At 67.5% G+C, this 22,461-nt stretch carries 18 protein-coding genes; 7 read left to right on the forward strand and 11 right to left on the reverse strand.

All coding sequences use genetic code 11. The annotated features are described in order from the left end of the window. The first annotated feature begins 276 nt into the window (after positions 1-276). The 3 genes from CT3_RS01875 to CT3_RS01885 all read left to right on the forward strand — a co-directional run bounded on the left by CT3_RS01875 (position 277) and on the right by CT3_RS01885 (position 2,712). Entirely contained in the window at positions 277-690 is a 414-nt protein-coding gene (locus tag CT3_RS01875; protein ID WP_066541798.1) for a hypothetical protein, read from the forward strand. Positions 691-721: 31 nt separating this feature from the next. Next, positions 722-1,537, forward strand: a complete 816-nt coding sequence (locus CT3_RS01880; RefSeq protein WP_066541663.1) for a DUF2145 domain-containing protein — start codon at positions 722-724, stop codon at positions 1,535-1,537. A gap of 68 nt (positions 1,538-1,605) precedes the next feature. Further along, the gene (locus CT3_RS01885; protein ID WP_066541668.1) at positions 1,606-2,712 is read left to right on the forward strand and encodes a zinc ribbon domain-containing protein; all 1,107 of its coding nucleotides are present in this window, start codon (positions 1,606-1,608) and stop codon (positions 2,710-2,712) included. 108 nt (positions 2,713-2,820) lie between these two features. On the opposite strand, the gene tgt is transcribed toward CT3_RS01885, so the two are convergent. Continuing rightward, entirely contained in the window at positions 2,821-3,993 is a 1,173-nt protein-coding gene (tgt, locus tag CT3_RS01890) for a tRNA guanosine(34) transglycosylase Tgt (protein ID WP_066541800.1), read from the reverse strand. Between the two features lie 121 nt (positions 3,994-4,114). Here tgt and CT3_RS01895 point away from each other — a divergent pair, with 121 nt between their 5' ends. Continuing rightward, positions 4,115-4,630: a universal stress protein gene (locus CT3_RS01895; protein ID WP_066541670.1), complete on the forward strand. Its 516-nt coding sequence runs from the start codon at positions 4,115-4,117 to the stop codon at positions 4,628-4,630. 74 nt (positions 4,631-4,704) lie between these two features. On the opposite strand, the gene CT3_RS01900 is transcribed toward CT3_RS01895, so the two are convergent. From CT3_RS01900 to CT3_RS01915, 4 genes are all read right to left on the reverse strand, one after another. Continuing rightward, positions 4,705-5,103, reverse strand: coding sequence for a hypothetical protein (locus CT3_RS01900; protein ID WP_066541671.1), 399 nt, complete (start codon positions 5,101-5,103; stop codon positions 4,705-4,707). A 238-nt stretch (positions 5,104-5,341) separates the two neighbouring features. Further along, positions 5,342-6,565: a phospholipase A gene (locus CT3_RS01905; RefSeq protein WP_083520650.1), complete on the reverse strand. Its 1,224-nt coding sequence runs from the start codon at positions 6,563-6,565 to the stop codon at positions 5,342-5,344. A 19-nt stretch (positions 6,566-6,584) separates the two neighbouring features. Then, entirely contained in the window at positions 6,585-7,037 is a 453-nt protein-coding gene (locus CT3_RS01910) for a hypothetical protein (RefSeq protein WP_066541807.1), read from the reverse strand. 17 nt (positions 7,038-7,054) lie between these two features. Next, positions 7,055-9,121: an ATP-dependent helicase gene (locus CT3_RS01915; protein ID WP_066541673.1), complete on the reverse strand. Its 2,067-nt coding sequence runs from the start codon at positions 9,119-9,121 to the stop codon at positions 7,055-7,057. A 422-nt stretch (positions 9,122-9,543) separates the two neighbouring features. Between CT3_RS01915 and CT3_RS01920 the strand changes: the two genes are divergently transcribed. Beyond that, entirely contained in the window at positions 9,544-10,500 is a 957-nt protein-coding gene (locus CT3_RS01920; protein ID WP_066541674.1) for an AEC family transporter, read from the forward strand. A 232-nt stretch (positions 10,501-10,732) separates the two neighbouring features. Here the strand turns inward: CT3_RS01920 and CT3_RS01925 are convergent, their stop codons facing one another. The 3 genes from CT3_RS01925 to hemE all read right to left on the reverse strand — a co-directional run bounded on the left by CT3_RS01925 (position 10,733) and on the right by hemE (position 15,993). Further along, the gene (locus CT3_RS01925) at positions 10,733-11,797 is read right to left on the reverse strand and encodes a type II asparaginase (RefSeq protein WP_083520660.1); all 1,065 of its coding nucleotides are present in this window, start codon (positions 11,795-11,797) and stop codon (positions 10,733-10,735) included. Positions 11,798-12,217: 420 nt separating this feature from the next. Continuing rightward, a complete protein-coding gene (priA, locus tag CT3_RS01930; protein ID WP_066541679.1) occupies positions 12,218-14,431 on the reverse strand; it encodes a replication restart helicase PriA in 2,214 nt (737 codons plus the stop codon). 449 nt (positions 14,432-14,880) lie between these two features. After that, positions 14,881-15,993, reverse strand: coding sequence for a uroporphyrinogen decarboxylase (gene hemE, locus CT3_RS01935; protein ID WP_066541811.1), 1,113 nt, complete (start codon positions 15,991-15,993; stop codon positions 14,881-14,883). A 294-nt stretch (positions 15,994-16,287) separates the two neighbouring features. Between hemE and gltS the strand changes: the two genes are divergently transcribed. After that, positions 16,288-17,517: a sodium/glutamate symporter gene (gene gltS / locus CT3_RS01940; protein ID WP_227657849.1), complete on the forward strand. Its 1,230-nt coding sequence runs from the start codon at positions 16,288-16,290 to the stop codon at positions 17,515-17,517. Positions 17,518-17,701: 184 nt separating this feature from the next. After that, entirely contained in the window at positions 17,702-18,538 is an 837-nt protein-coding gene (locus tag CT3_RS01945; protein WP_066541680.1) for a GNAT family N-acetyltransferase, read from the forward strand. A gap of 112 nt (positions 18,539-18,650) precedes the next feature. On the opposite strand, the gene CT3_RS01950 is transcribed toward CT3_RS01945, so the two are convergent. The 3 genes from CT3_RS01950 to CT3_RS01960 all read right to left on the reverse strand — a co-directional run bounded on the left by CT3_RS01950 (position 18,651) and on the right by CT3_RS01960 (position 22,350). Next, entirely contained in the window at positions 18,651-19,106 is a 456-nt protein-coding gene (locus CT3_RS01950) for a CoA-binding protein (protein ID WP_066541681.1), read from the reverse strand. Positions 19,107-19,207: 101 nt separating this feature from the next. After that, positions 19,208-19,753: a hypothetical protein gene (locus tag CT3_RS01955; protein ID WP_066541683.1), complete on the reverse strand. Its 546-nt coding sequence runs from the start codon at positions 19,751-19,753 to the stop codon at positions 19,208-19,210. A 308-nt stretch (positions 19,754-20,061) separates the two neighbouring features. Further along, positions 20,062-22,350, reverse strand: a complete 2,289-nt coding sequence (locus CT3_RS01960; RefSeq protein WP_066541684.1) for a protein-disulfide reductase DsbD family protein — start codon at positions 22,348-22,350, stop codon at positions 20,062-20,064. Positions 22,351-22,461 lie beyond the last annotated feature (111 nt).

The following is a 22,461-nucleotide window of genomic DNA, read 5'->3' on the forward strand; positions in this document are numbered from 1 at the left end:
GATGCAAAAGCGGATTTTAGGTATTCCGAAGCGGCGCTGTGCCGCAGAAGCGTTGCTGAAAGTATCGCCATAAAGTACCCAAAGAAGCGTGCCGTGTGCTGGTGGCACAAATATGGCGTGCCGCAGGCGCGGTCTGGCGATGATTCGCCGCACTGCAGCAGCCGTTGCATGCAGATCACTTTCAAGGAGACTTTCGTGCACATCCCTACCGCTTTCACCCGCCGTATCACTGCCGCCTGGGGCCGCAGCCTGCGCCACAGCCTGTGTGCACTGGGCATGGCCGGCGCACTGTGGGGTGGCGCGGGTGCCGCCCATGCCCAAAGCGATACCTCGCTGGTGCTGTCGGCCCTGCCGCTGGCGTCGATGGTGGCCGTGGCGTCCCAAGGCGGCGCGTCCGAAGACGTGCTGGCTGCGCCGCTGCTGGTGTCCGGCGTCGGTGCCTCGCTGCTGGTGGAAGGGGTGGAGGCATCGGCCCATGGCGTTGTCTACGTGGTCAAGAACGTGGCCACCGGCGCCTCGGCGGTGCTGGAGGTGTCGGGCAATGCGGTGGGGGCTGCCTCGGTGGGCGTGGGCACGGTGATCCAGAGCAGCGCCATTGGTGCGGGCGTGGTGTTGTCGGCCGCCGGCAAGGTGCTGGCCTTCATCCCCAACGCGGTGGGCAAGGCGCTGCTGCACAACGAGCGTCTGTAAGCCAGCCATCGACCGAGCCGGAGTTTCTGCCATGCATCCACTGCACTGTTCCCTTCCCCGCCTGGCCAGCCTGCTGTGCCTGGCGCTGGCCACCCTGGCGGGCAACGCCCATGCCGGCCGCAACTGCGACGCCAAGCCGCTGAACGTGGAGACCCTGACGCAGGGCCTGAACCTGGCGCAGCGCACGGCGCAGGTGCTGGAAGCGGAGTACCAGAAGAACGGCAGCAAGGTGCTGCTGCTGGCCCGGGCGGGCCAGGACCTGTCCAGCTACCAGCTGCAGTACTCCCACTTCGGCTGGGCCTACCGCACGCCGGAAGGGCCGTGGCGAGTGGCGCACAAGCTCAATATCTGCGGCACTGCCGATGGCTGGGTCTACCGCCAGGGACTGGGCGAGTTCTTTCTGGACGATCTGTGGCGCTATGTGGCCGCCGTGCAGGTGCCCACCCCGGCCGTCCAGCAGGCGCTGTGGAGCTACCTGACCGCACCGCAGACCGTGCTGCGCATGCAGCACCAGCCCTACAGCATGGTCAGCTACGCCTGGGGGCAGAAGTACCAGCAGTCCAACCAATGGGCCATCGAAAGCCTGGCCGCCGCGATGGAGCCGGCCACCGTGCAGCAGCGCAGCCAGGCCCAGGCCTGGCTGAAGTTCAAGGGCTACGAACCCAGTACGTTGACCATCCGCTCCTGGACGCGCCTGGGCGGGCGCATGTCGGCGGCGAACATCGCTTTTGACGACCACCCGAACGACCAGCGCTTCACCAGCCGCATCCAGACCGTGACGGTGGATTCCGTCACCCAGTGGCTGCAGCGTGCCCAACTGGCAGGTGCGCCGCGTGTGGTGCAGTAGAGTGGTGATTAAACTGGTGTTTCGCGCCGCTGCAGCGCGCACAAGCAGCTATTGAATCAGGAGTTTCCATGAGCAAGTCTTTGCGGTTGCCCGAGAAATGGTTCCGCCGCGGCCTGTGGCTGGTGGCGGTGGTGTTTGCCTCGTTTCTGATCGGCCTGGGCGGGCTGGTGGTGGGCAATCTGCCGCAGGCGGAGCGTGTGCAGGAGGTGGAAGACTTCATTCCCGCGGCCGATGCCGAGCGGGTGCGGGCCGCGTTGCGTCAGGCCCAGGCGGTGGAGCGCCAGGCGGACAAGGCGCGCGACACGGCGCGGCTGAAATACGACGCCGAGAAGGCCCGCTATCAGTCGGCCCGCGAATCCTTCGACAACTGGGTGGCCACGCGACGCGCGACCGAGCGCCCGGAGCAGGACAGCGAGCTGATTGCCCGTACCCAGGCGCTCGACAAGATCAAGCAGGCGGAAAACCAGGCCCGCCAGTTGCTGGAGCAGGTGGAGCAGACCAGCCTGGCAGCTTCGCAGAACGTGTCCGCCGCAGACAACGAATGGCGGGAGCTGCGCGATGCCGCCTATCCGGACTGGCTGGCCCGGCAGCGGGAGGTGGAGCTGCGCGTGTTCCTGTACCGCCTGGCCATCACCTTGCCCTTGCTGGTGGCGGCCGGCTGGTTGTTCGCCAGGCAACGCAAGAGCACCTGGTGGCCCTTTGTCTGGGGCTTCATCTTCTTTGCGCTGTTTGCCTTCTTTGTGGAGCTGGTGCCCTACCTGCCCGACTACGGCGGCTATGTGCGCTACATCGTGGGCATTGTGGTCACGGTGCTGCTGGGGCGCTATGCCATCCTGGCGTTGAACCGCTACCTGGAAAAGCAGAAGCTCCAGGAGGCACTGCCCGAAGTGCAGCGCCGCGTGGAGCTGGGCTATGACGTGGCGCTGGGCCGGCTGGCCAAAAGCGTGTGCCCGGGCTGCGAGCGGCCGGTGGACCTGAAGAACACCGAGATCGACTTCTGCCCCCACTGCGGCATCGGCCTGTTTGACCACTGCGGCCACTGCAACACCCGCAAGAGCGCTTTCAGCCGCTACTGCCATGCCTGTGGCACGCCGGCGAAGGAAACGCCTTCGGCGCTGGGCGTACCACTCGGGATGGCAGGGCCGGGCCACAGCGCGCCGCCGTCCAGCACCTGATCACCGACCACCTGGTTGGCGGCCCGCCGGTCCGGTTGCCCGGACGCGGCTGCGGCATGGCGCGTGTGGCGCGCGCCATGCTTTTCCACTGGGAAAGAGTCCCCAGGGTCAGACGCCGCGGCTGCGGTCCTGGGCGAACTTCTGGCGGAATGCGGCGAAGGTGCCGGCGTCCAGCGCGTCGCGCACTTCCTGCATCAGGTTCAGGTAGTAGTGCAGGTTGTGGATGGTGGTCAGCATCGGGCCGAGCATTTCGCCGCAGCGGTCCAGGTGGTGCAGATAGGCGCGGCTGAAGCCGTCGCGGCCGCCGTCATCCCAGCTCACGCCGCTGGTGCCTGCGCAGGCATGGCAGGTGCAGGTGGTGTCGATGGGCTGGTGGTCCACCTTGTGGCGGGCGTTGCGCAGCTTCAGGTCGCCATAGCGCGTGAAGATGGTGCCGTTGCGCGCATTGCGCGTGGGCATCACGCAGTCGAACATGTCCACGCCATCGGCCACGCCCTGTACCAGGTCTTCCGGCGTGCCCACGCCCATCAGGTAGCGCGGCTTGTGGGCCGGCAGCAGGTGGGGGGTGTGGGCCATGATCTCCAGCATCTCGTCCTTGGGCTCGCCCACGGAGACGCCGCCCACGGCGTAACCGGGGAAGTCCATCTCGACCAGCGCCTGCAGCGATTCCTCGCGCAGATTGGTGTACATGCCGCCCTGCACGATGCCGAACAGGGCGTTGGGGTTGCCCAGGCGCTCGAACTCCTGCTTGGAGCGCAGGGCCCAGCGGCGGCTCATCTCCATGGACTTGCGCGCTTCGGCCTCGGTGGTCTTCTTGCCGTTGGTCTCGTACGGCGTGCATTCGTCCAGCTGCATGACGATGTCCGAATTCAGGATCGTCTGGATCTGCATGCTGACTTCGGGCGACATGAAGAGCTTGTCGCCGTTGACGGGGCTCTGGAAGTGCACGCCCTCTTCGGTGATCTTGCGCATGGAGCCCAGCGACCAGACCTGGAAACCGCCCGAGTCGGTCAGGATGGGCTTGTCCCACTTCTCGAAGCCATGCAGACCGCCGAAGGACTTCATGATGTCCAGGCCCGGGCGCATCCACAGGTGGAAGGTGTTGCCCAGGATGATCTGCGCGCCCATTTCTTCCAGGCTGCGCGGCATCACGCCCTTGACGGTGCCATAGGTGCCCACGGGCATGAAGATGGGGGTCTGGACCTTGCCGTGGTTCAGGGTCACGGTGCCACGGCGTGCGTGGCTGGTCGGATCGGTCTTGAGAAGGTCAAACTGCAGCATGATGGCGCGCATTGTCCCAGATGGATGACACCGGTGTTTGCTCTGGCATGGGTTGTGCCGGAATCTGCAGGGTGTCTATAGTGGGGACAAGTGGTCAATCGATCGACAAGGAGGTAGTGCAATGACAAGAATATTGGTGGCTGTGGACGGCTCCCCTTATGCGCTGGAAGCCGTACGCCATACGGTGGCGCTGGCGCGCAGCGGTTTGCGCGCCACGGTGGTGCTGGCCCAGGTGCAGGAAGAGGCTTCGTTCCTGGAGCTGGCCACCCAGGATGGGGATGCGATTGCCAATGCGGCCATGGAAGCCGGTGCCCATCTGGCCGCGCCGGCGGTGGTGGAGTTGCAGCTGGCGGATGTGCCCCACGAAGTGGAAGTGGCGCTGGGCGAACCGGCTCCCACGCTGGTGGACATGGCCGAACGCCTGCAGTGCGACCAGATCGTGATCGGTGCGCGGGGCATGGGGGCCTTGCGCGGGGCGCTGATGGGCTCCGTGTCGCAGTACGTGCTCAAGCACAGCCCGATGCCGGTCACCGTGGTGAAGCCGCGCGTGGATGAGGCGCGGGACGTGCTGGGTGAAGAAGGTGCCCAGGTCATGGCCGACGGGGTGACGCCGCTGTCCATCCAGGCCGGCCTGTAAGCGGCCGGACCGGGCAGCCGCCCGGCCAGAAAGAACGGGACCGCGGTCCCGTTTGGTTTTTCAGAGGGTGGGCCTCAGGCCGCCTGGCGCCGGAAAGGGTTGGCACCCTGGCAGCTGGATTGCAGCTTGCCATGGGGCAGGGTGGCCAGGCGCTGGAACATGCGGCGGCAGTAGCCGCGTATCCACAGGCATTTGTTGATTTCGTCCACCGGCAGGGGGCCGGAGATCACGATGATATCGTCGGCTTCGTCCCAGAGACCTGCCGAGCGCAGGCGCCGCCGCATGGTCAGGGCCCAGGAATGGATGCGCAGCGGGTTGCCGTGCTGGTGCACCTCGCCGGTGTGCATGTCAAAGGCAATGGCCACATCTGCGGTTTTCAGCTTGAAGCGGCGCTCACCTGTGACTGCGCTGGGTTTTTCGCGCATGTCATACAGGTAGTAGTTGCCTGCCTTGAGCTGATATTGCAGATCCATTGTGGTCCTCTGGGAAGCGCATTGTCAGCGAAACACCGGCAGCAGAACCTGCGATGAAACAGGGATTGATGCCTTTAATCGAATATGCCCAGTGCATTGCACTTGTGCATGTGGCGCATTCTGAGGGGCAGATCTGCTGCCGTGCAAGAACGTTCGCCCAGAGAAATCGGAAACAGTCTGTGATTCTGTACGAAGGCCAGGACCGGCGGTAGCCCAGCGTCCTGGCCTAAGTGGTTGCTCAGAAATCCAGCAGGCTCAGGCCCACGCTGAACACGGTCCGTTTGTAGTTGTAGTCGATCAGGCTGTCGCCATAGCCGCTGAACAGCTGCACATGCAGGCGCAGATTGCTCTTGCCGCCATTCCAGCCTTCGCCCAGGGTCCGCAGCCATTCGACGCGGCCGGACCCCTTGCCCTTGCCCAGCGAACCGCGCGCGGTCACGCCCAGGTAGTTCTGGTCGTTGATATTCCAGCCCAGCTTGACTTCGCCCCGGCCGATGTAATTCTGGATGCCCGGGTTGTCGTCGTCGCCCGAGCCTTCGGGGATGCGTTTCCACAGGCGGGCATTCACCTGCCAGCGTTTGCCCAGCTCGGCGCCGGTCATCAGGTACCAGCGGTTCCAGCTGCGCGACAGCGGCTCGCTCTGGCCATTGGACTGGTGCACCAGGCCCACGCCGCTGTAGCGCCAGCGCCAGCCGAACGGCAGCTGGGCGTCGGTGGGGTAGACGTAGAAGATTTCCGGCTCGTGGTCGGTGGTGCGGAACGGGCGTGAGATGTCGCCGTTGAACACCTGCCAGTAGGACTGCTGGGTGTAGCCCACCCACAGCGAGTCCTTGCGGCCCGTGCTGGAGTCGGTCAGCAGGCCCGAGGCGATCTTGGTGCGGGCCGACAGCTGGATGCGCATTTCCTGGGTCTTGTACGGCTGCTCGGTCGAGGCGGCCTTGCCGGGCGAACTGGGCTGCTCGTTCACATGGTCGGCTGTGGTCAGCGACACCGACATGGGCCGGTAGCCACGGAAGCTGAATGTGCCGCAGTCCGAGCCGGGTTCCAGCTCGAAGAAGCGCGACATTTCGCTGTAGCGTGGATCGCGGCAGCCGCCGTTGGTGGGCTGCAGGCCCTGGCCGGAGACATCGGCCACCACCATCGGTTCCTGGGCGGCCTGCTGCACGGTCTGCTGGACACCCTGCTGTGGCGCAGCCGCCTGCTCCTGGGCACTGGCCGCCGGGGCATGGAACATGGTGGCGGGGGGCGGAGTCAGCGGTTGCTGCTGCTGCGCCCAGCCGTCAAAGCAGGCCAGACGGGCCTGGTTGTCGGTGGTGGCAGCGCATTGGCGCCAGGCATCGCCGGTCAGCGGCTCTGCGGCCTGGGCAGGAGCGGGCAGGCCCCAGGCCCCGCAGATGGCCAGCGTGGCCAGGGCCGTGGCGCCTGGCAGCGCGCGGGTGAGAGTGAGTGGGGTTGCCTGCATGGTCAGAAAATTCCAGGGTTCAGGGCGAGCGCTTGCGCAGCACAAAAGGCTGGGTCGGGGCGTCATCGCCGGCTTGGTAATCACCGCGGATCTCGCGGGCACAGCTGTCGTCACTCACCTCGCCCAGCCAGGTGCCGCTGATGTTGATGCCGTTGGCCGATTCCTCCAGCGTCACGGCGCCACGGTTCACATCGCCCACCATGGCATGGCGGGTGCCGGCGCGCTCGACCGTGCCTTTGACCGTGCCTTTCCACTCGGGGTGGGGGCCCAGTTGCAGCAGGGCGGCATCGGGCTGGGCGGCCACGGTGGCCGTCCATTCGCCTTGCAGCTGCGCCGCGCCCATGTCCCAGGCGTCCAGGCAGCCGGCTGCATCGGAGGCACTGTTCTGGGCCTGTACGACGGAGGCCAGCGCACCGGCAGCGATGAGGGCAAGGGTGCGCAGGCGCGGGGGTACAAACGGAATCAGGGGCATGGGTTCACAGGGCGGTGTCATGGCGCCGGTTGCTGCACGGTGGAGCGCGCGGCAAATTCCGCGCGCAGCTTGCGCAGTTTTTCGCGCGGGTCTTCCTTGGCGGTGGCCGCGTCCAGGTTCATTTCCTTGATGAAACGGCTGGGCTGGCACTGCACCATGTCGCGGCCCTTCTTGCGGCGCTTGGTCCAGCTGACGGCCAGCGTGCGCTGGGCGCGGGTGATGCCCACGTACATCAGGCGACGCTCTTCCTGCAGGCGGGCGGCAATGTCGTCGCTCACCTTTTCCTGCTTGCCGTTGTCGTCGTCCAGCTTGAAGGGCAGCATGCCTTCGGTCACGCCGACCAGCACCACATGCGGCCATTCCAGGCCCTTGGAGGCGTGCAGCGTCGACAGGACCACCATGTCCTGTTCCTTCTCGCGCTCGCTGATGGTGGAGAGCAGGGCAATGTTCTGGGCCACTTCCAGCAGGCTCTTGACTTCGGTCTGGGTGGTGGTGCCGGCCGCGTCTTCGATCTGGCCGCCAGCGCGCTGGCTCATCCAGTCACAGAACTCCAGCACATTGCTCCAGCGGGCAGCGGCCACGGACTCGCTGTCCTCGCTGTCGTACAGGTGCTGCTCGTAGCCGATCTCCTTGAGCCAGTCGAGCATGAAGGTCCGGCTGGCCTCGGCGCCCAGCGTGTGGCGGGCCCGGTATTCCAGGTCATTGAGGTAGCGGCCGAACTCGAGCAGGCTTTCGTGCGCCTTCTTCGGTACCACGGCTTCGAGCATGTGGCTGAACAGTGCGCCGAACATCGACAGCTTGTGCTGGCCGGAGAATTCGCCCAGCTTGCCCAGCGTGGTGTGGCCGATGCCGCGGCGCGGGGTGGTGATGGCGCGCAGGAAGGCCGGGTCATCGTCGTTGTTGATCCACAGCCGGAACCAGGCGCACAGGTCCTTGATTTCGGCCCGGTCGAAGAAGCTGGTGCCGCCCGAGACCTTGTACGGGATGTTGGCCTTGCGCAGCGCCTTTTCAAACGGCTTGGCCTGGTGGTTGGCGCGGTAGAGGATGGCGAAATCCTTCCACGCCGGCTGCGGGTTGACGCCCGCGCGCAGGCTCTGGATGCGGGCCACGGCGCGTTCGGCCTCATGTTCTTCGGTGTCGCAGTCGACCACGCGCACCGGCTCGCCCTCGCCCAGTTCCGAGAACAGGGTCTTGGGAAACAGCTTGGGGTTGGGGCCGATCACATTGTTGGCGGCACGCAGAATGGCCGAGGTGGAGCGGTAGTTCTGCTCCAGCTTGATGAGCTTGAGGTGGGGGTAGTCGATGGGCAGCTTCTTCAAGTTGTCCAGCGTGGCGCCGCGCCAGCCGTAAATGGACTGGTCGTCGTCCCCCACGGCCGTGAAATGCGCGCGCTCGCCCACCAGCATCTTCAGCAGCTCGTACTGCGTGGCATTGGTGTCCTGGTACTCGTCGACCAGCACATGGCCCAGGATGCGCTGCCATTTCTCGCGCACCTCGGGGTGGCCGCGCAGCAGGCGCATGGGCATGCCGATCAGGTCGTCAAAGTCCACGCTCTGGTAGGCGGTCAGGCGCTCTTCGTAGCGCTGCATGATCAGGGCGATGCTGCGCTGGTGGTCGTCCTGGGCCAGGGCCAGGGCCTTGCGGCTGTCCCAGCCGGCGTTCTTCCAGTTGCTGATGGTCCATTGCCACTGGCGGGCGGTGGCCACGTCGGTGGTGCCGCCGGCGCAGTCCTTGAGGATGCCGGTCACATCGTCGGCATCCAGGATGCTGAAGCTGGGCTTGAGCCCCAGTGCATGGCCGTCTTCGCGCACCATGCGCACCCCGAGGGCGTGGAAGGTGCAGACCAGCACATCCTTGGCCTGGCGGCCGATCAGTCCGGCCGCGCGCTCGCGCATTTCGGCCGCGGCCTTGTTGGTGAAGGTGATGGCCGCAATGCGCCGCGGGGCCATGCCGTTCTCGATCAGCTTGGCAATCTTGTGCGTGATCACCCGTGTTTTGCCCGAGCCGGCACCAGCCAGCACAAGGCAGGGCCCTTCGGTGTAGTGGACGGCTTGGAGTTGGGCCAGGTTCAGACCAGCGGACATGAATGCAGAACGACGTCGCCTCGGCGGGCGGAATCATTAAAGGTGGTTGGACGCAAATGATACGGAGTTGGGTGCGAGAGCATGGCGCGGCTTTCCGGATTTCTTCTGCAGATCAGTGTTAATCAAGGTATTCGTCTGTAAATGCATGCAGTGCCGGGGAAGGCGCTAGCCGCGGGGCAGGCGTTCCTGGGGCCAGAGCATGAGGGCCTGCTGCGGACGCTGCGCCTGCTGTGCCAACAGATATCTTGTGCAAGGTTTTCACCATGGCGGGCGATCGGTGGACAAGGCGCTTGCCGCCCGCCGGGCGGCCTGTCCGGACACCGCCGCAGCGCCCGCGGCACCCGGCCACGGCCTTGTGCTTTGCGGGACACCGGATTTTTCCGGGGCTGCATCGTGCTGCGGTGCAGCGACAATCCTGGCCTGTGCTGTCCGTTCTGATCGTTACCTTTCCCTTCTTCGCGCTGGTGCTGTGTGGCTATATCGCTACGCGGGGCGGTGTGCTGCCGCTGTCGGCCATTTCGGGCCTGAACACCTTTGTGCTGTTCTTTGCCCTGCCATGCATGCTTTACCGCTTCGGGGCGCAAACCCCGATTGCCCAGCTGCTGGATCCGGTGGTGGCCGGGGTGTACCTGCTGTGCGGGCTGGCGCTGGTGGCCGCCACCCTGGCGCTGACGCTGCGGCGCTGGGGCTGGAACGACGCCGCCTTTGGCGCGCTGGTGGCCGCTTTTCCCAATTCCGGCTTCATGGGCGTGCCGCTGCTGGTGGCACTGCTGGGCGAGGGCAGCGCCGGTCCGGTGATACTGACCATGGCGCTGGACATGGTGATCACCACCTCGCTGTGCATTGCACTGTCGCGGCTGGGCGAGGGGGAGGGCGGGGCCGTGCAGGCGCTGCGCAAGGCACTCAGGGGCATGCTGTCCAACCCCATGCCCTGGTCGATTGCGCTGGGGGCCGTGGCATCGGCCCTGGCGTTCGAGCTGCCCGGACCCATAGACAAAACCGTGGCCATGCTGGCGGGCGCTGCCTCGCCGGTGGCGCTGTTCACCATCGGGGCGGTCCTGGCGCGTTCGCAGATGAACCTGCACGAACAGCTGGCCCCGCGCGACTATGTGCCGATTGCACTGGTCAAGCTGCTGGTGCACCCGCTGCTGGTGTGGTCCGCCTGCCAGGCGGCCGTGGCGCTGGGCCTGCCGCTGTCGACCGAGGCCATGGTGGCGCTGGTGCTGGTGTCGGCCCTGCCCAGTGCCAGCAATGTGTCGCTGCTGACCGAACGTTTTGGTGCCCATGGCGGGCGCGTGGCGCGCATCATCCTGGTCAGCACCGCGCTGGCGTTTGTCACGTTCTCGGCGGCAGTGACCTGGCTGGCGCCGGCCGCGTAGGCGGGCAGCCCAGACAGAACCGGTCTTTTCCGTCTTGCCGCGCTTGGGAGGCGAGGGGCCTCGCTTTTCGGGGAGGCCTCCGGACCCCGACGGAGCGCGGTGAAAAAACAGCGGCCGGTGCAGACGTCGCTGGCACCGGCCGATGGGGATGGCTCCGCTGGCGGGGCCGGAAGCCCGGACCTGCTTTGCGGCAGTGCCTGAGAACGGTCCGGTCTGCGGGCCGTGGCGCCGCTCAATATTCCCAGAACATCCGTTGCAGCGTCTTGGTGTCGGCGCCCCGGGTCAGGGCCAGCATGGTCAGGATGCGTGCCTTTTCAGGGCGCATGTCGTGGGCGACGACCCAGTCGTACTTGTCGTCGGGCTGCTCGGCGTTGCGCAGCACAAAGCCGTAGGGCACGCGGGAGGAGCGCACGATGATGGTGCCCTTGGCACGGGCATCCTGCAGCGGCTTGACCATGCGGTCAGCCACCGAGCCGTTGCCGGTGCCGGCATGGATGATGGCCTTGGCGCCACCGGCCACCAGGGCATTCACGGCCGTGGGTTGCACGGTGCCGTAGGCATAGACGATGTCCACCTGGGGCAGCTGCGTGATGTTGTCGATGTTGAACTCGGACTGGTTGGTGTGGCGCTTCACGGGGGCGCGGAACCAGTAGTTCTTGCCTTCCACCACCATGCCCAGCGGGCCCCACTGGCTCTTGAAGGCGCCGGTCTGGATGTTGATGTCCTTGTTCACATCGCGGGCGGTGTTCAGCTCGTCGTTCATCGTGACGAGCACGCCCTTGCCGCGTGCGTCCTTGGACGCCGCCACACTGACGGCATTGACCAGGTTCAGCGCGCCGTCGGCGGACAGGGCCGTGCCGGGGCGCATGCTGCCGACCACGGCGATGGGCTTGTCGGTGTGCACCACCAGGCTCAGGAAATAGGCGGTCTCGGCCAGGGTGTCGGTGCCGTGGGTGACCACGATGCCGTCCACATCGCCCTGCTTGGACAAGGCCGATACGCGCTTGGCCAGGGCCAGCAGGTTGTCGTTGGTGAAGCTTTCGGAAGCGATCTGGAAGACCTGTTCACCGCGCACATTGGCCACCTGGGCCAGTTCGGGCAGGCCAGCCAGCAGCTTGTCTACCGGCACCTTGGCGGCCGTGTAGGTGGCGCTGTTGATGGTGGAGGCGCCGGCACCGGCAATGGTGCCGCCGGTGGCCAGCACCACGACATTGGCCTTGGGTCCGGCCGCAACGGGCTGGGTCGCAGGTGCCGCCGGGGCGGCAGGGGCCGGTGCGGCAGCCGGGGCTGCAGCCATGGGGGCCGCGGTGGAGCTGGACTGGGTGGCGCATCCGGCCAGCAACAGTGAAGCCGTGACCACGGAGGCTGCGGCCAGACGGTGCAGGGTGAAGCGGGCAGTACGGGGAGCAAGACGCATGGACAATCCCTGGGTTGTGGTGAGTGGTTGCACACCTTGCGCGCGCCGCCGCCGGGCAGCAATGGGGCTAATCCGGACTTGCCAGCGGCGCCGCACAGCCATGGTGCGGCGCGCGCACGGTGCAACAGCCTCTCTGCACGTTCTGTGCCGGGGATGTGGGGCTGGGCGTGAAATCTGCCTTGGGGAATTGTCAGGTGTGCTCTGGCTGCTCTCAATATGGGAGTGCTCGGCGCGCCGTTTCGCACACCGCGCTGACGCAGCCCGGGGCCCCGGGCGCAGGTGACGGTACCAGAGGAGGTGTTACAGGCTTTGCGGGTCCACATCCACCAGCCAGCGCACTAGGCTTTTGTGCTGGGGCTGGCCGCGCACCCAGTGCAGCCAGGGCTGCCAGGCATGCAGGAAGCGCTGCAGCGCGCGGCGGTCGGTGGCTTCGATCAGCATCTGCGCCCGTTCGACATCGGCCACGCGCTGCATGGCCATGGGGATGGGCGGGTACAGAAACACATCGTCCAGATGGGGCAGCTCGCCCTGGCGTGCCGCATCGCTGGCGGCGCGCAGAAAGTCCTGGGCGGCCTCCTGGGTCCGGGCGTCGGCGCGCACCAGGGCCTGGAAGGCGAAGGGAGGCATGCCCGCATCCTCGCGCTCGCGCAGTTGGCGCTGGGCAAAGCGCGGGTAGTCGTGCTGGCGCAGCGCCTGGAACACCATGTGCTCCGGATCCTGGGTCTGCACCCACATCTCGGGCCGACTGTCCTGGGCGGCGACATACGAGCCATCGCGCCCCGCGCGGCCGGCGGCCTGCATCAGCAGGCAGAACAGGCGCTCCGGCGCACGGAAATCGCTGCTGAACAGGGCTCCGTCGGGCTGTACGGCGGCCACTAGCGTGATGCGGCGGAAGTCGTGGCCCTTGGCGACCATCTGCGTGCCCACCAGCACATCGATCTCGCCGCTGTGCACCTGGTCCAACTGCTGCTCCAGCGCGCCCTTGAGCCGGGTGGTGTCGGCGTCGATACGGCCCACGCGGGCCGGGTTGCCGTCGGGGCGCTGCACATTGCGCAGCAGCCGCTCCAGCTCTTCCTCCAGCTGCTCCGTGCCCTTGCCCAGCGGCAGGATGTCGGGGTTGCCGCATTCCGGGCAGGCATGCGGCACGCGCTGGGTAAAGCCGCAGTGGTGGCAGCGCAGCGTGCGGTCGCCCTTGTGGAACACCTGGTGGGCGCTGCAATGGGGGCAGTCGCTCTTCCAGTTGCAGTCGGCGCAGAACAGCACCGGAGCAAAGCCCCGGCGGTTGAGCAGCACCAGCGCCTGCTCGCCGCGCTGCACGCGTTCGGTGATGGCCGCGATCAGCGGCGGGGAGAACACCGCTTTGCGGGGCTGCTGGCGCATGTCCACCAGGCGCACGCGCGGCAGCTCGGCCGCGCCAATGCGGCTGGGCATGTGCAGCCGCAGGTAGCGGCCCGGTCCGCCGCTGTCGGCGGGCTCGCTGGCGTGCCAGCTCTCCAGCGACGGGGTGGCGCTGCCCAGAATCACCTGGGCGCCCTGGGAACGGGCCCGCCACACGGCCAGGTCGCGGGCGGAATAGCGTGCCCCCTCCTGCTGCTTGTAGCTGGGGTCGTGCTCTTCGTCGACCACGATGACCTGGAGCCCCGGCAGGCTGGCGAACACCGCCATGCGCGTGCCCAGCAGCACGCGGGCCTGGCCGGTGTGGGCCGCCAGCCAGCTTTTCAGGCGCTGCGGGTTGGTCATGCCGCTGTGCATGCTGACCACGGCCTGCGGGCCGAACTGCGGGGCAAAGCGGGCCGTGAAGCGTTCCAGCAGCTGGGGAGTGAGGTTGATTTCCGGCACCATCACCAGCGCCTGGGTCGGAAAGCCGGTGTCGGTGGCGGCCAGCAGCGCCTGCTGCACGCGCTGCATATAGACCTCGGTCTTGCCACTGCCGGTGGCGCCGTACAGCAGAAAGGGGCCGGGGTGCTGGTCCATCTGGGCGCACACGCCCTGCTGCTCGGCGCTGAGTGCAATCGTAGGGGGCAAGGCGGGCGCTGGCGCTGCGGCGTCGGCCACGGCCTGGGCATCCAGCGCGGCCTGGGCCTTTTTGCTGAGTTTCTTGGACTTGGGCGCCAGCCGGCGGGCCAACTGTTCGGCCGTCATGTCCTTCAGGGCAGGGGGCAGGCCGGTCAGCGCAATCTCGCCCAGGCTGCGCTGGTAGTACTGGGCGGCGAACGCCACCAGGCGGCGCCAGCGGGCGTCCAGCGGAGGCAGGCCATCGAGCACGCTGCGCACGGGCTTGAGCTGGGCATTCGGCACCGGCTCGGCATCGGCCGGGCTGTCCCAGACCACGCCCAGCAGCTCCCGGTTGCCCAGCGGCACCCGCACCAGCGTGCCGGGGGGCAGGGCGGTGGTGTGCGTGTAGGTCAACAGCCCGCCCACACCGCTGTGTACCGGCGTGTGCACGGCCACCTGGACCCGGAACACGGGGGCGGAATCAGGGGATGGAGAGGCGGAATCGGGCGGAAGCGGCATGCAGCAAGGATTTCCACAGGGCACGCCCGGTGTGATGCGGGTTTCTGTGGATAACTTTGTGGGGATTATCTGCTGGAACGCAGTGGCAGCCCGTCGATGTGGAACAGGCTGCGGTTACCACGTAAGCATAGAAAAAATTTATATTTAAACAAAAACAATGGCTTATAACGACTTTGCGTCATGTGGCGCTCAGCAAAAGCAGAGCAGGCCAGCCCATGCCTGCCTGCCCGCTTCTGTGCATAAGTGGGATGTGCAAATCCGTCAAGGGCTTGCCAAAGAGCGAAAAACAACGCCGCCGGCAGGTGCCTGGATGCGTCTTCGTCGCCATTGGCGGGTAATGCAAGTGGGTACTTGCAATTTGCCCGCTGTTGTAAACATTTTCTGACACTCGGCAACAAAAAAGCCGTGGCGTCACCACGGCCGGATGGCACCCCCACAGGGGCAGGGGCTCAGCCTTGGCGCAAGGTGCGCGAGTGGCTGTGCACCGCTTCCACCAGCGCGGCCACATGTTCGGGCGGGGTGAACTGGCTGATGCCATGGCCCAGGTTGAAGATGTGGGCGGGGCCGGTGGTGGTCTTGTCGGTATGGGGCTTGCCAAAACTGTCCAGCACGGCACGCGCCTGTGCGGCCACCTGCTCGGGCGGGGCAAACAGCACGTTCGGATCGATATTGCCTTGCAGCGCCTTGCCGGGGCCGCCGACTTCGCCGCCGACGATGGCACGGGCCTGGCCCAGGTTGGCGGTCCAGTCCAGACCCAGCACTTCGCAGTCCAGCGCGTTCATCTGGTCCAGCCAGATGCCGCCGCCCTTGGTGAAGACAATGCGCGGCACGTCCTGGCCGTCCACACCGGTGCGCTTGAGCTGGCTGAGCACGCGCTTGGTGTAGGCCAGGCTGAACTGCTGGAACATGCCGTCGGCCAGCACGCCGCCCCAGCTGTCAAAAATCATCACTGCCTGGGCGCCGGCGTCGATCTGGGCATTCAGGTACACGGCCACGCTGTCGGCATTCACTTCCAGGATGCGGTGCATCAGGTCCGGGCGGGCGTACATCAGGCTCTTGACCAGGCGGTAGTCGTCGCTGCCGCCGCCTTCCACCATGTAGCAGGCCAGCGTCCAGGGGCTGCCGGAAAAACCGATCAGCGGCACGCGGCCGTTCAGCGCCTTGCGGATGCTGGTGACGGCATCGAACACATAGCGCAGCTTGTCCATGTCGGGCACGGCCAGCTGGGCCACGGCCGCTTCATCGCGCACCACCTTGGCGAACTTGGGCCCCTCACCCTGGGCGAAGGTCAGGCCCAGGCCCATGGCGTCAGGCACGGTGAGGATGTCGCTGAACAGGATGGCCGCATCCAGCGGAAAGCGTTCCAGCGGCTGCAGCGTGACTTCGGTGGCGTAGTCCACATTGGTGGCCAGGCCCATGAAGCTGCCGGCCTGGGCGCGGGTGGCGCGGTATTCGGGCAGGTAGCGGCCGGCCTGGCGCATCAGCCACAGCGGTGTGTAATCGGTGGCCTGGCGGCGGCAGGCGCGCAGAAAGGTGTCGTTCTGAAGGGGGGCAAAAGACATGAAAAGGCTCACACGGGTGGGTTGGCATGCGGCAGCAAAGGCGCACACCAGCGTGCCGGGGCCGGGCAGCGCGTTGGCAGCGCCCGGCAAGGCAGGTATACGGGGGGAGCGGGCAGTGTACCGGATGCCTTTTGCACGCACCGGCATGCCGCACTGTGGCAGCAGGGTTCCCGCGCCGAAGCTGACGCAGCGCAAACCGCGGGGTGCGGGGGAGCCGGCAGCAGGGGGGAGGGGTGCGCGCGGCGGCGGGCTTGGGTAGGATGCGCTGCTTTGTGACGAAAGAGCCACCGTACCGTGACCCTGCCCGAGACCTTGCACATTCCTGCCTTCCAGAGCTTCACGCTGGCCATCCTGCTGTTCTTTGTGGGGCAGAAGCTGGCGGCCGCCTGGGAGCCGCTGCGCCGCTACAACATCCCCGAGCCGGTGGTGGGTGGCTTTCTGTGCGCCTGCGTGGTGGGGCTGGCCTACGGGGTGCTGGGGCTGCGCATCGAGTTCGATCTGCAGGTGCGCGACCAGCTGCTGCTGTACTTCTTTGCCGGCATCGGTCTGAAGTCGGATCTGAAGACGCTCAAGGAAGGCGGCAAGCCGCTGGCCATTCTGCTGGTGCTGGCATCGGGCTTCATCGTGCTGCAGAACGTGCTGGGCATGGGGCTGGCCGGACTGTTCGGGCTGGACCCGCGCGCCGGGCTGATGACCGGCTCCATCGCGCTGACCGGTGGCGTGGCCACCACGCTGACCTGGGCTCCGCACTTCATTGACCGGCTGCAGATCGCCAATGCCATGGAACTGGGCATGGCCACCAATATGGTGGGACTGATTGCCGCCTGCAGCATTGGCGGCCCCATCGCCGGCTGGCTGATGCGCCGCCATGCCATCCGTGGCAGCGATGCCCGGCCACTGGATGTGGGCGTGTCCAACAAGCAGGCGGCGGTCACGCTGGACTACTACGGCGTGCTGCGCGCCTGGCTGTGGCTGAACATGGCGCTGATGATCGGCGGCGTGCTGACCCCGCTGTTCCAGGAAATCGGCCTGCAGCTGCCCATGTTCGTGGGCTGCCTGATCGGCGGCATCGTGCTGCGCAACACGGCCGGGCGCTGGATGCTGGGCCGCAAGCAGCACAAGCTGGGTCAGTTCCATTGGCAGAGCATGCGCCAGGGCCTGGCCATGATCTCGGACATCTGTCTGGGCCTGTTCCTGACCATGGCGCTGATGGGTCTGCAGCTGTGGGTGCTGCAGGGCTCCCTGGGCTTTGTGCTGACGGTGCTGGTGCTGCAGGTGCTGATGGCCATTTTCTTCACCGCCTTTGTGGTGTTCCGCGCCATGGGGCGCGACTACGAGGCGGTGGTGATCTGCGCGGGCTTTGGCGGCATCACGCTGGGCTCCACCGCCACGGCCGTGGCCAACATGACGGCCGTGGCCCGCAGCCATGGCGCGGCGCACCGGGCCTTCATCGTGGTGCCGCTGGTCTGCGGCTTCTTTGTGGACATCATCAACGCCCTGGTGGTGCAGTTCATGGCGCGCTGAGCGGACGTGCACGGCGGCAGTGACATGCCGCTGTCACGCGACCATCACGGGGATGACATATGCGGCGCGCACACTGCGTGCTGTGAGACGGAGCGAGCCAACAGGGACGGCAGTGCGGACAACCACTGCCGTGACAGACCCGGCTTCGGACTCACACGAATTCCCCGCAGGGGGTGGAGGCCGCATGGACAGCATCAGCATTCCCGACGTGGGCGCACTGGGCAGCAGCCCGCTGTCGTCCACCCCTGTTCCCCAGAACCGCAGCGTCGCCAGCCCGGCGCTGAGTGTGGGCTGGGCTCGCCATCTGGACGAGGTGCGTGCCGCCCAGCGCCTGCGCCACCAGATCTTTGCCGGCGAACTGGGTGCCAAGCTGCCCACCGACCAGCCCCACAGCCTGCCGGGCCACGATGTGGACCATTTCGACGATTTCTGTGAACACCTGCTGGTGCGCGACCAGGTCACGCAGAAGGTGGTGGGCACCTACCGCCTGCTGACCCCCAGCCAGGCCCGCCGCGCCGGGGGGCTGTACTCCGAAGGCGAGTTCGACTGCAGCGCGCTGGCGCCCTTGCGCAACGACATGGTGGAACTGGGCCGCAGCTGCGTGCACCAGGACTACCGCAGCGGTGCCGCCATCCTGGCGCTCTGGGGCGCGCTGGCCGACTTCATGCAGCGCAACCGGCTGCAGTCCATGGTGGGCTGTGCCAGCCTGCCGTTGCACCACCCCGGGCTGACCTATGGCGAAGGCGCCGCGCGCATCTGGGCGCAGCTGCCGGCCAAAAGCCATTGCCAGCCGCAGTGGCAGGTGCGCCCGCTGCTGGCGCTACCCCTGCGCGAGGCCGAGATTGCGGCCCAGCCCCAGCCGGTGGTGGAGCTGCCGCCGCTGGTGCACGGCTATCTGCGCATGGGGGCACGGGTGCTGGGGGCTCCGGCGTGGGACCCCGATTTCCAGACCGCCGACCTGCCCATCATGCTGCAGATTGCCGATCTCCCTGCGCGCTACCGTCGCATGTTGGGCTGCTGATTTCCCTTGACCGATGGCTGGGGCGCTCCCGCGGGGCGCCCCTTGTGCGTTGGGAACCCATCGGACGCTCTGCATCCCAGGGGTTGCAGCGCAGGGACCGGTGCCATCCGCCTCAGGCTGCCGCACCCAGCAGGCGGCGGTGTTCCAGCTTGATGCAGGCGTCCTGCACCACCATCAGCCCGGCCTGCGCGGCCAGGGCTGCGGCTTTGGCGTTGACCACGCCCTGCTGCAGCCACAGGCAGCGCGCGCCCACGGCCACGGCTTCCTGGGCAATGGGGCCGATGGCCTCGCTCTTGCGGAAGCAATCCACGATATCCACTTCCAGGCCTTCGGCGGCCAGGCCGGCAGCGGCCTCCGTGACGCTGGCGTAGACACGCTCGCCCAGAATCTGGCCGCCCGCGGCGGCGACCACGGGGTTGACGGGAATCGTGCGCAGGCCGTGCTGCTGCAGGTAGGCGGCCACCTCGTGGCTGGGGCGATCGGCCTGGGGCGACAGGCCCACGACGACGATGGTGGGGGCGGCCTGCAGCAGGTCCCGCAGGGCGGTGTCGGATGCGGTGGTGATCATGGGCACAGTGTGCGGCATCTGGCGCCGCCCGTCTGTCACCCACGGACGCAGCGCCCGGGGGCGCTTGCCAAGCACTCCCCAGCGACCCCTGTCCGGCAGGCTCAGACCCCGTAGTGGTAACGGTCGCGGTTCAACGGGTCTTCATCGGCGGGCGCCAGACTCACCAGGCCCAGGCTGCTGAGCAGCAGCACCACCAGACCGAACAGGTAGACCGCCACCGCCAGACCCAGGCTCAGCGGGTAGACCGCCTGCAGCAAACGGCAGGCATCGCCCATGCCGGACAGCAGGCTGCACTGCTGCAGCGCCGGCATGTGCATGTACCAGACCACGGCCAGCAGCAAGGCCGCTACCGTGAGCAGGGCGCCGCGCCAGTGCAGGCCGCCAAACAGCGTGGCCAGCAGGCACAGCGGCACCGCCGCACCCCAGGCCAGCATCAGCAGCCAGGCGGTCATGGGAGAGTGGGCCAGCATGCGTTCCAGCAGGTACCAGTGCGGCAGCGTGTGCAGCAAGGTCAGCAGGTTCCACACCGTGGGCAGCACCGCGACACTGGCCAGCAGGCCGAACACGGCGGCGCCGCACAGCAGCACGCGCTGGCGCGGCGTGCGCCGGGGAGTGGGGATCAGGACGGAAAGCTGGATGCTGGTCATGGCAATCTCCTCGCGGCGGGACGTACGGCGGGGGATGCCGCCACTGCGCCTGCGCACTGTCTGGAGCCAGTCTAGGGGGCTTGGCCTGCTGCTGCGTGTAGGCCAAGTTGGTCCGTTGGGCGGATTGATTAGGGGTTAACCCTTGGTCTCCGAGAGCGCCGCCACCGGCCGCGGCGACGGGCGGCCTGATCCACGGCGCACGTTGTTGTCCCCTGACCGCAAGGAGGCACTCACGTCGCGGCGCAGTGCATGTGGCATGGGCCCAGGCGGCGGCGGGCTTCTCCGCCTGGACGGGAGCGGTGACGCGTTTACAGCGCTGCCAGGGCCTGTCGCACTTCGGTGGTGGACAGCAGCTCGGTCAGCACCTGCGGGGCCTTGCCCGGCGCGTAGAGCACATAGACCGGCACGCCGCTGCGGCCCAGGCGGGCCAGCTCGGCCGTGATGGCCGGGTCGCGCCGTGTCCAGTCGGCACGCAGCAGCTGCACCTGGCGCGCGGCAAAGTCGGCCAGCACCTCCGTGTCGGACAGCGTGGTTTTCTTGTTGAACTGGCAGGTCACGCACCAGGCCGCGGTGAAATCCACAAACACTGGCTGGCCGGCGGCCTGCAGGCTGGCGACCCGCTCGGCGCTCCAGGGCTGCCACAGTGCGGTGCTGTGGCCTGCGGAAGCCGATGTGGCGGCCTCCACCGGCTGCACCACCAGGCGGCCCGCCGTGGGCAGCAGCCACACGGTCAGGGCCAGCACCAGGGCGCCCAGCGCCCAGCGGCTGCGGCCCTGCAGCGTCAGCGCCCACACCAGGGCGGCCAGCAGCAGCAGCAGGCCCAGCAGCGCGGCGCTGCCGTCGATACCGCTTTGCTGGCCCAGCACCCAGACCAGCCAGACCACGGTGGCGAACATGGGAAAAGCCATGGCGCGGCGGAAGGTGTCCATCCACGCGCCGGGGCGGGGCAGCCAGCGCAGCAGCGCAGGCACCCAGCCTACGATGACAAAAGGCAGGGCCATACCCACGCCCAGGGCGGCAAACACCGTCAGCGCCTGCACGGCCGGCATGCCCACGGCAAAGCCCAGCGACGCCCCCATGAAGGGAGCGGTGCAGGGAGAGGCGATGGCCACGGCCAGCACGCCCGACAGGAACGCATCCACCACCGGGTGGCGGGCCTGGGCGCTGGCCCAGCGGCTGGGCAGCAGCATGCGCAGCTCGAACAGGCCCGCCAGGTTCAGGCCGATCAGCGTGAACAGCGCGGCCAGCAGGGCCACCACGGCCGGGGACTGCAGCTGGAAACCCCAGCCCAGTTGGTCCCCCGCCGCGCGCAGGCCCAGCAGCAGGCCGCCCAGGGCCAGAAAGCTCAGCACCACGCCCGCACCATAGGCCAGGCCGGCGGTATGGCGCGCGGCCGGGGCGGTGCCAGGTTGGGCCAGGGCCAGCAGTTTGATGGCCAGCACGGGGAAGACGCAGGGCATCAGGTTCAGGATCAGGCCGCCGATCAGGCCGCCCAGCACGGCCAGCCACAGACTGGACGCGCTGGCTGTGGGGGCCGGTGCCGCGGGCGTGGCCGCGTTGCGGTTGGCCTCCAGTGCCGCCGCCAGCGCCGGGGAGACGGTGGCCAGCTGCACGGCTTTCCACTGGCCTTCGACCGGTGCCTCCATGCGCCATGCCTGGGTGGGCGGGGCATGGGCCACATCGCTGCCCGCTGTGGGCAGGCCGAGCACCACCGGCAGGCTGGCGGGGGTGTCGCCGCGCATCTCGGACAGCGGCAGCTCGGCCGTCCAGGTGGCGCCCTTCCAGGCCTGGGTCCAGTCCTTGCCCAGTTCGGCGGCATGGCGGAAGGTGTCGCTGGATTCCGGGTAGAAGGCCAGGGTCTGGCCCTGGGCGGTGGCGGGCAGGCCGTTCACCTGCAGTTGCAGGCGCTCGCCGCCGGGCAGCACGGTGAAGCGGGCCTCGCCTTGCAAGGCCTGGGGGGCCTGCCGGGCAGCTGCCGCAAAGTCGGCGGCCGCCATGGCCACGCTGCCCTGTGCGGGAAGGTCCAGCGTGAAGCTGCCGTCCTCGGGAATGCATTCCACCCGGCATACCAGCCAGCTGGCCTGCAGCTGGATGCGGACCATGCCCTGGGCGTCCGGCGCAAAGCCGGCCGCGACGGTGGCGGGCACGGGCAGCAGCACCGTGCCTTCATAGCCGTAGTTCAGCAGATCGCCGACGCGGATCTGCTGGGGCATGGGCCAGGCAATGTCGCCGGCGGTGATGCCGGCCGGCAGTTGCCAGGTCAGCTGGGTGGCCAGGCCGGAATCGCCGGCGTTCTTCCAGTAGGTGTGCCAGCCCGGTTGGTGGTGGATGCGCAGCCCCAGGGTCAGGGGCTGACCGGGGGCAATGCCCTCGGGCGCCAGCGCCACCAGTTCGGCCCGCACGCGCGGGGTTTCCACCGTCGCCGATGCGCCGGGCGCTGCCGTGGCGGCCTGGGCCGATCCCAGCTTGAGCTGGATCTGTGCCTGTGCGCTGCCCGAAAACAGGAGCAGACACGCCAATGCCAGTGCGCTGAGGAGCGCAAAAAAAGCAGTGAGACGAAGGCGGGGGAGCAGGGCGGTGGAGGACAAAACTGGCATGGCGGAAGTTGGAGGCGCAGACGCCATTTTGGTTCCTGCGCAGAAAACCGGTCGCCGGGCGGCCCTGCCGCACCGGTGTGCGTGCTGATATTGGCGCTGCAGCCGCAATCG

Origin of the sequence: Comamonas terrigena NBRC 13299 (assembly GCF_006740045.1) — a bacterium.
In the GTDB taxonomy this organism is placed as follows: domain Bacteria; phylum Pseudomonadota; class Gammaproteobacteria; order Burkholderiales; family Burkholderiaceae_C; genus Comamonas; species Comamonas terrigena.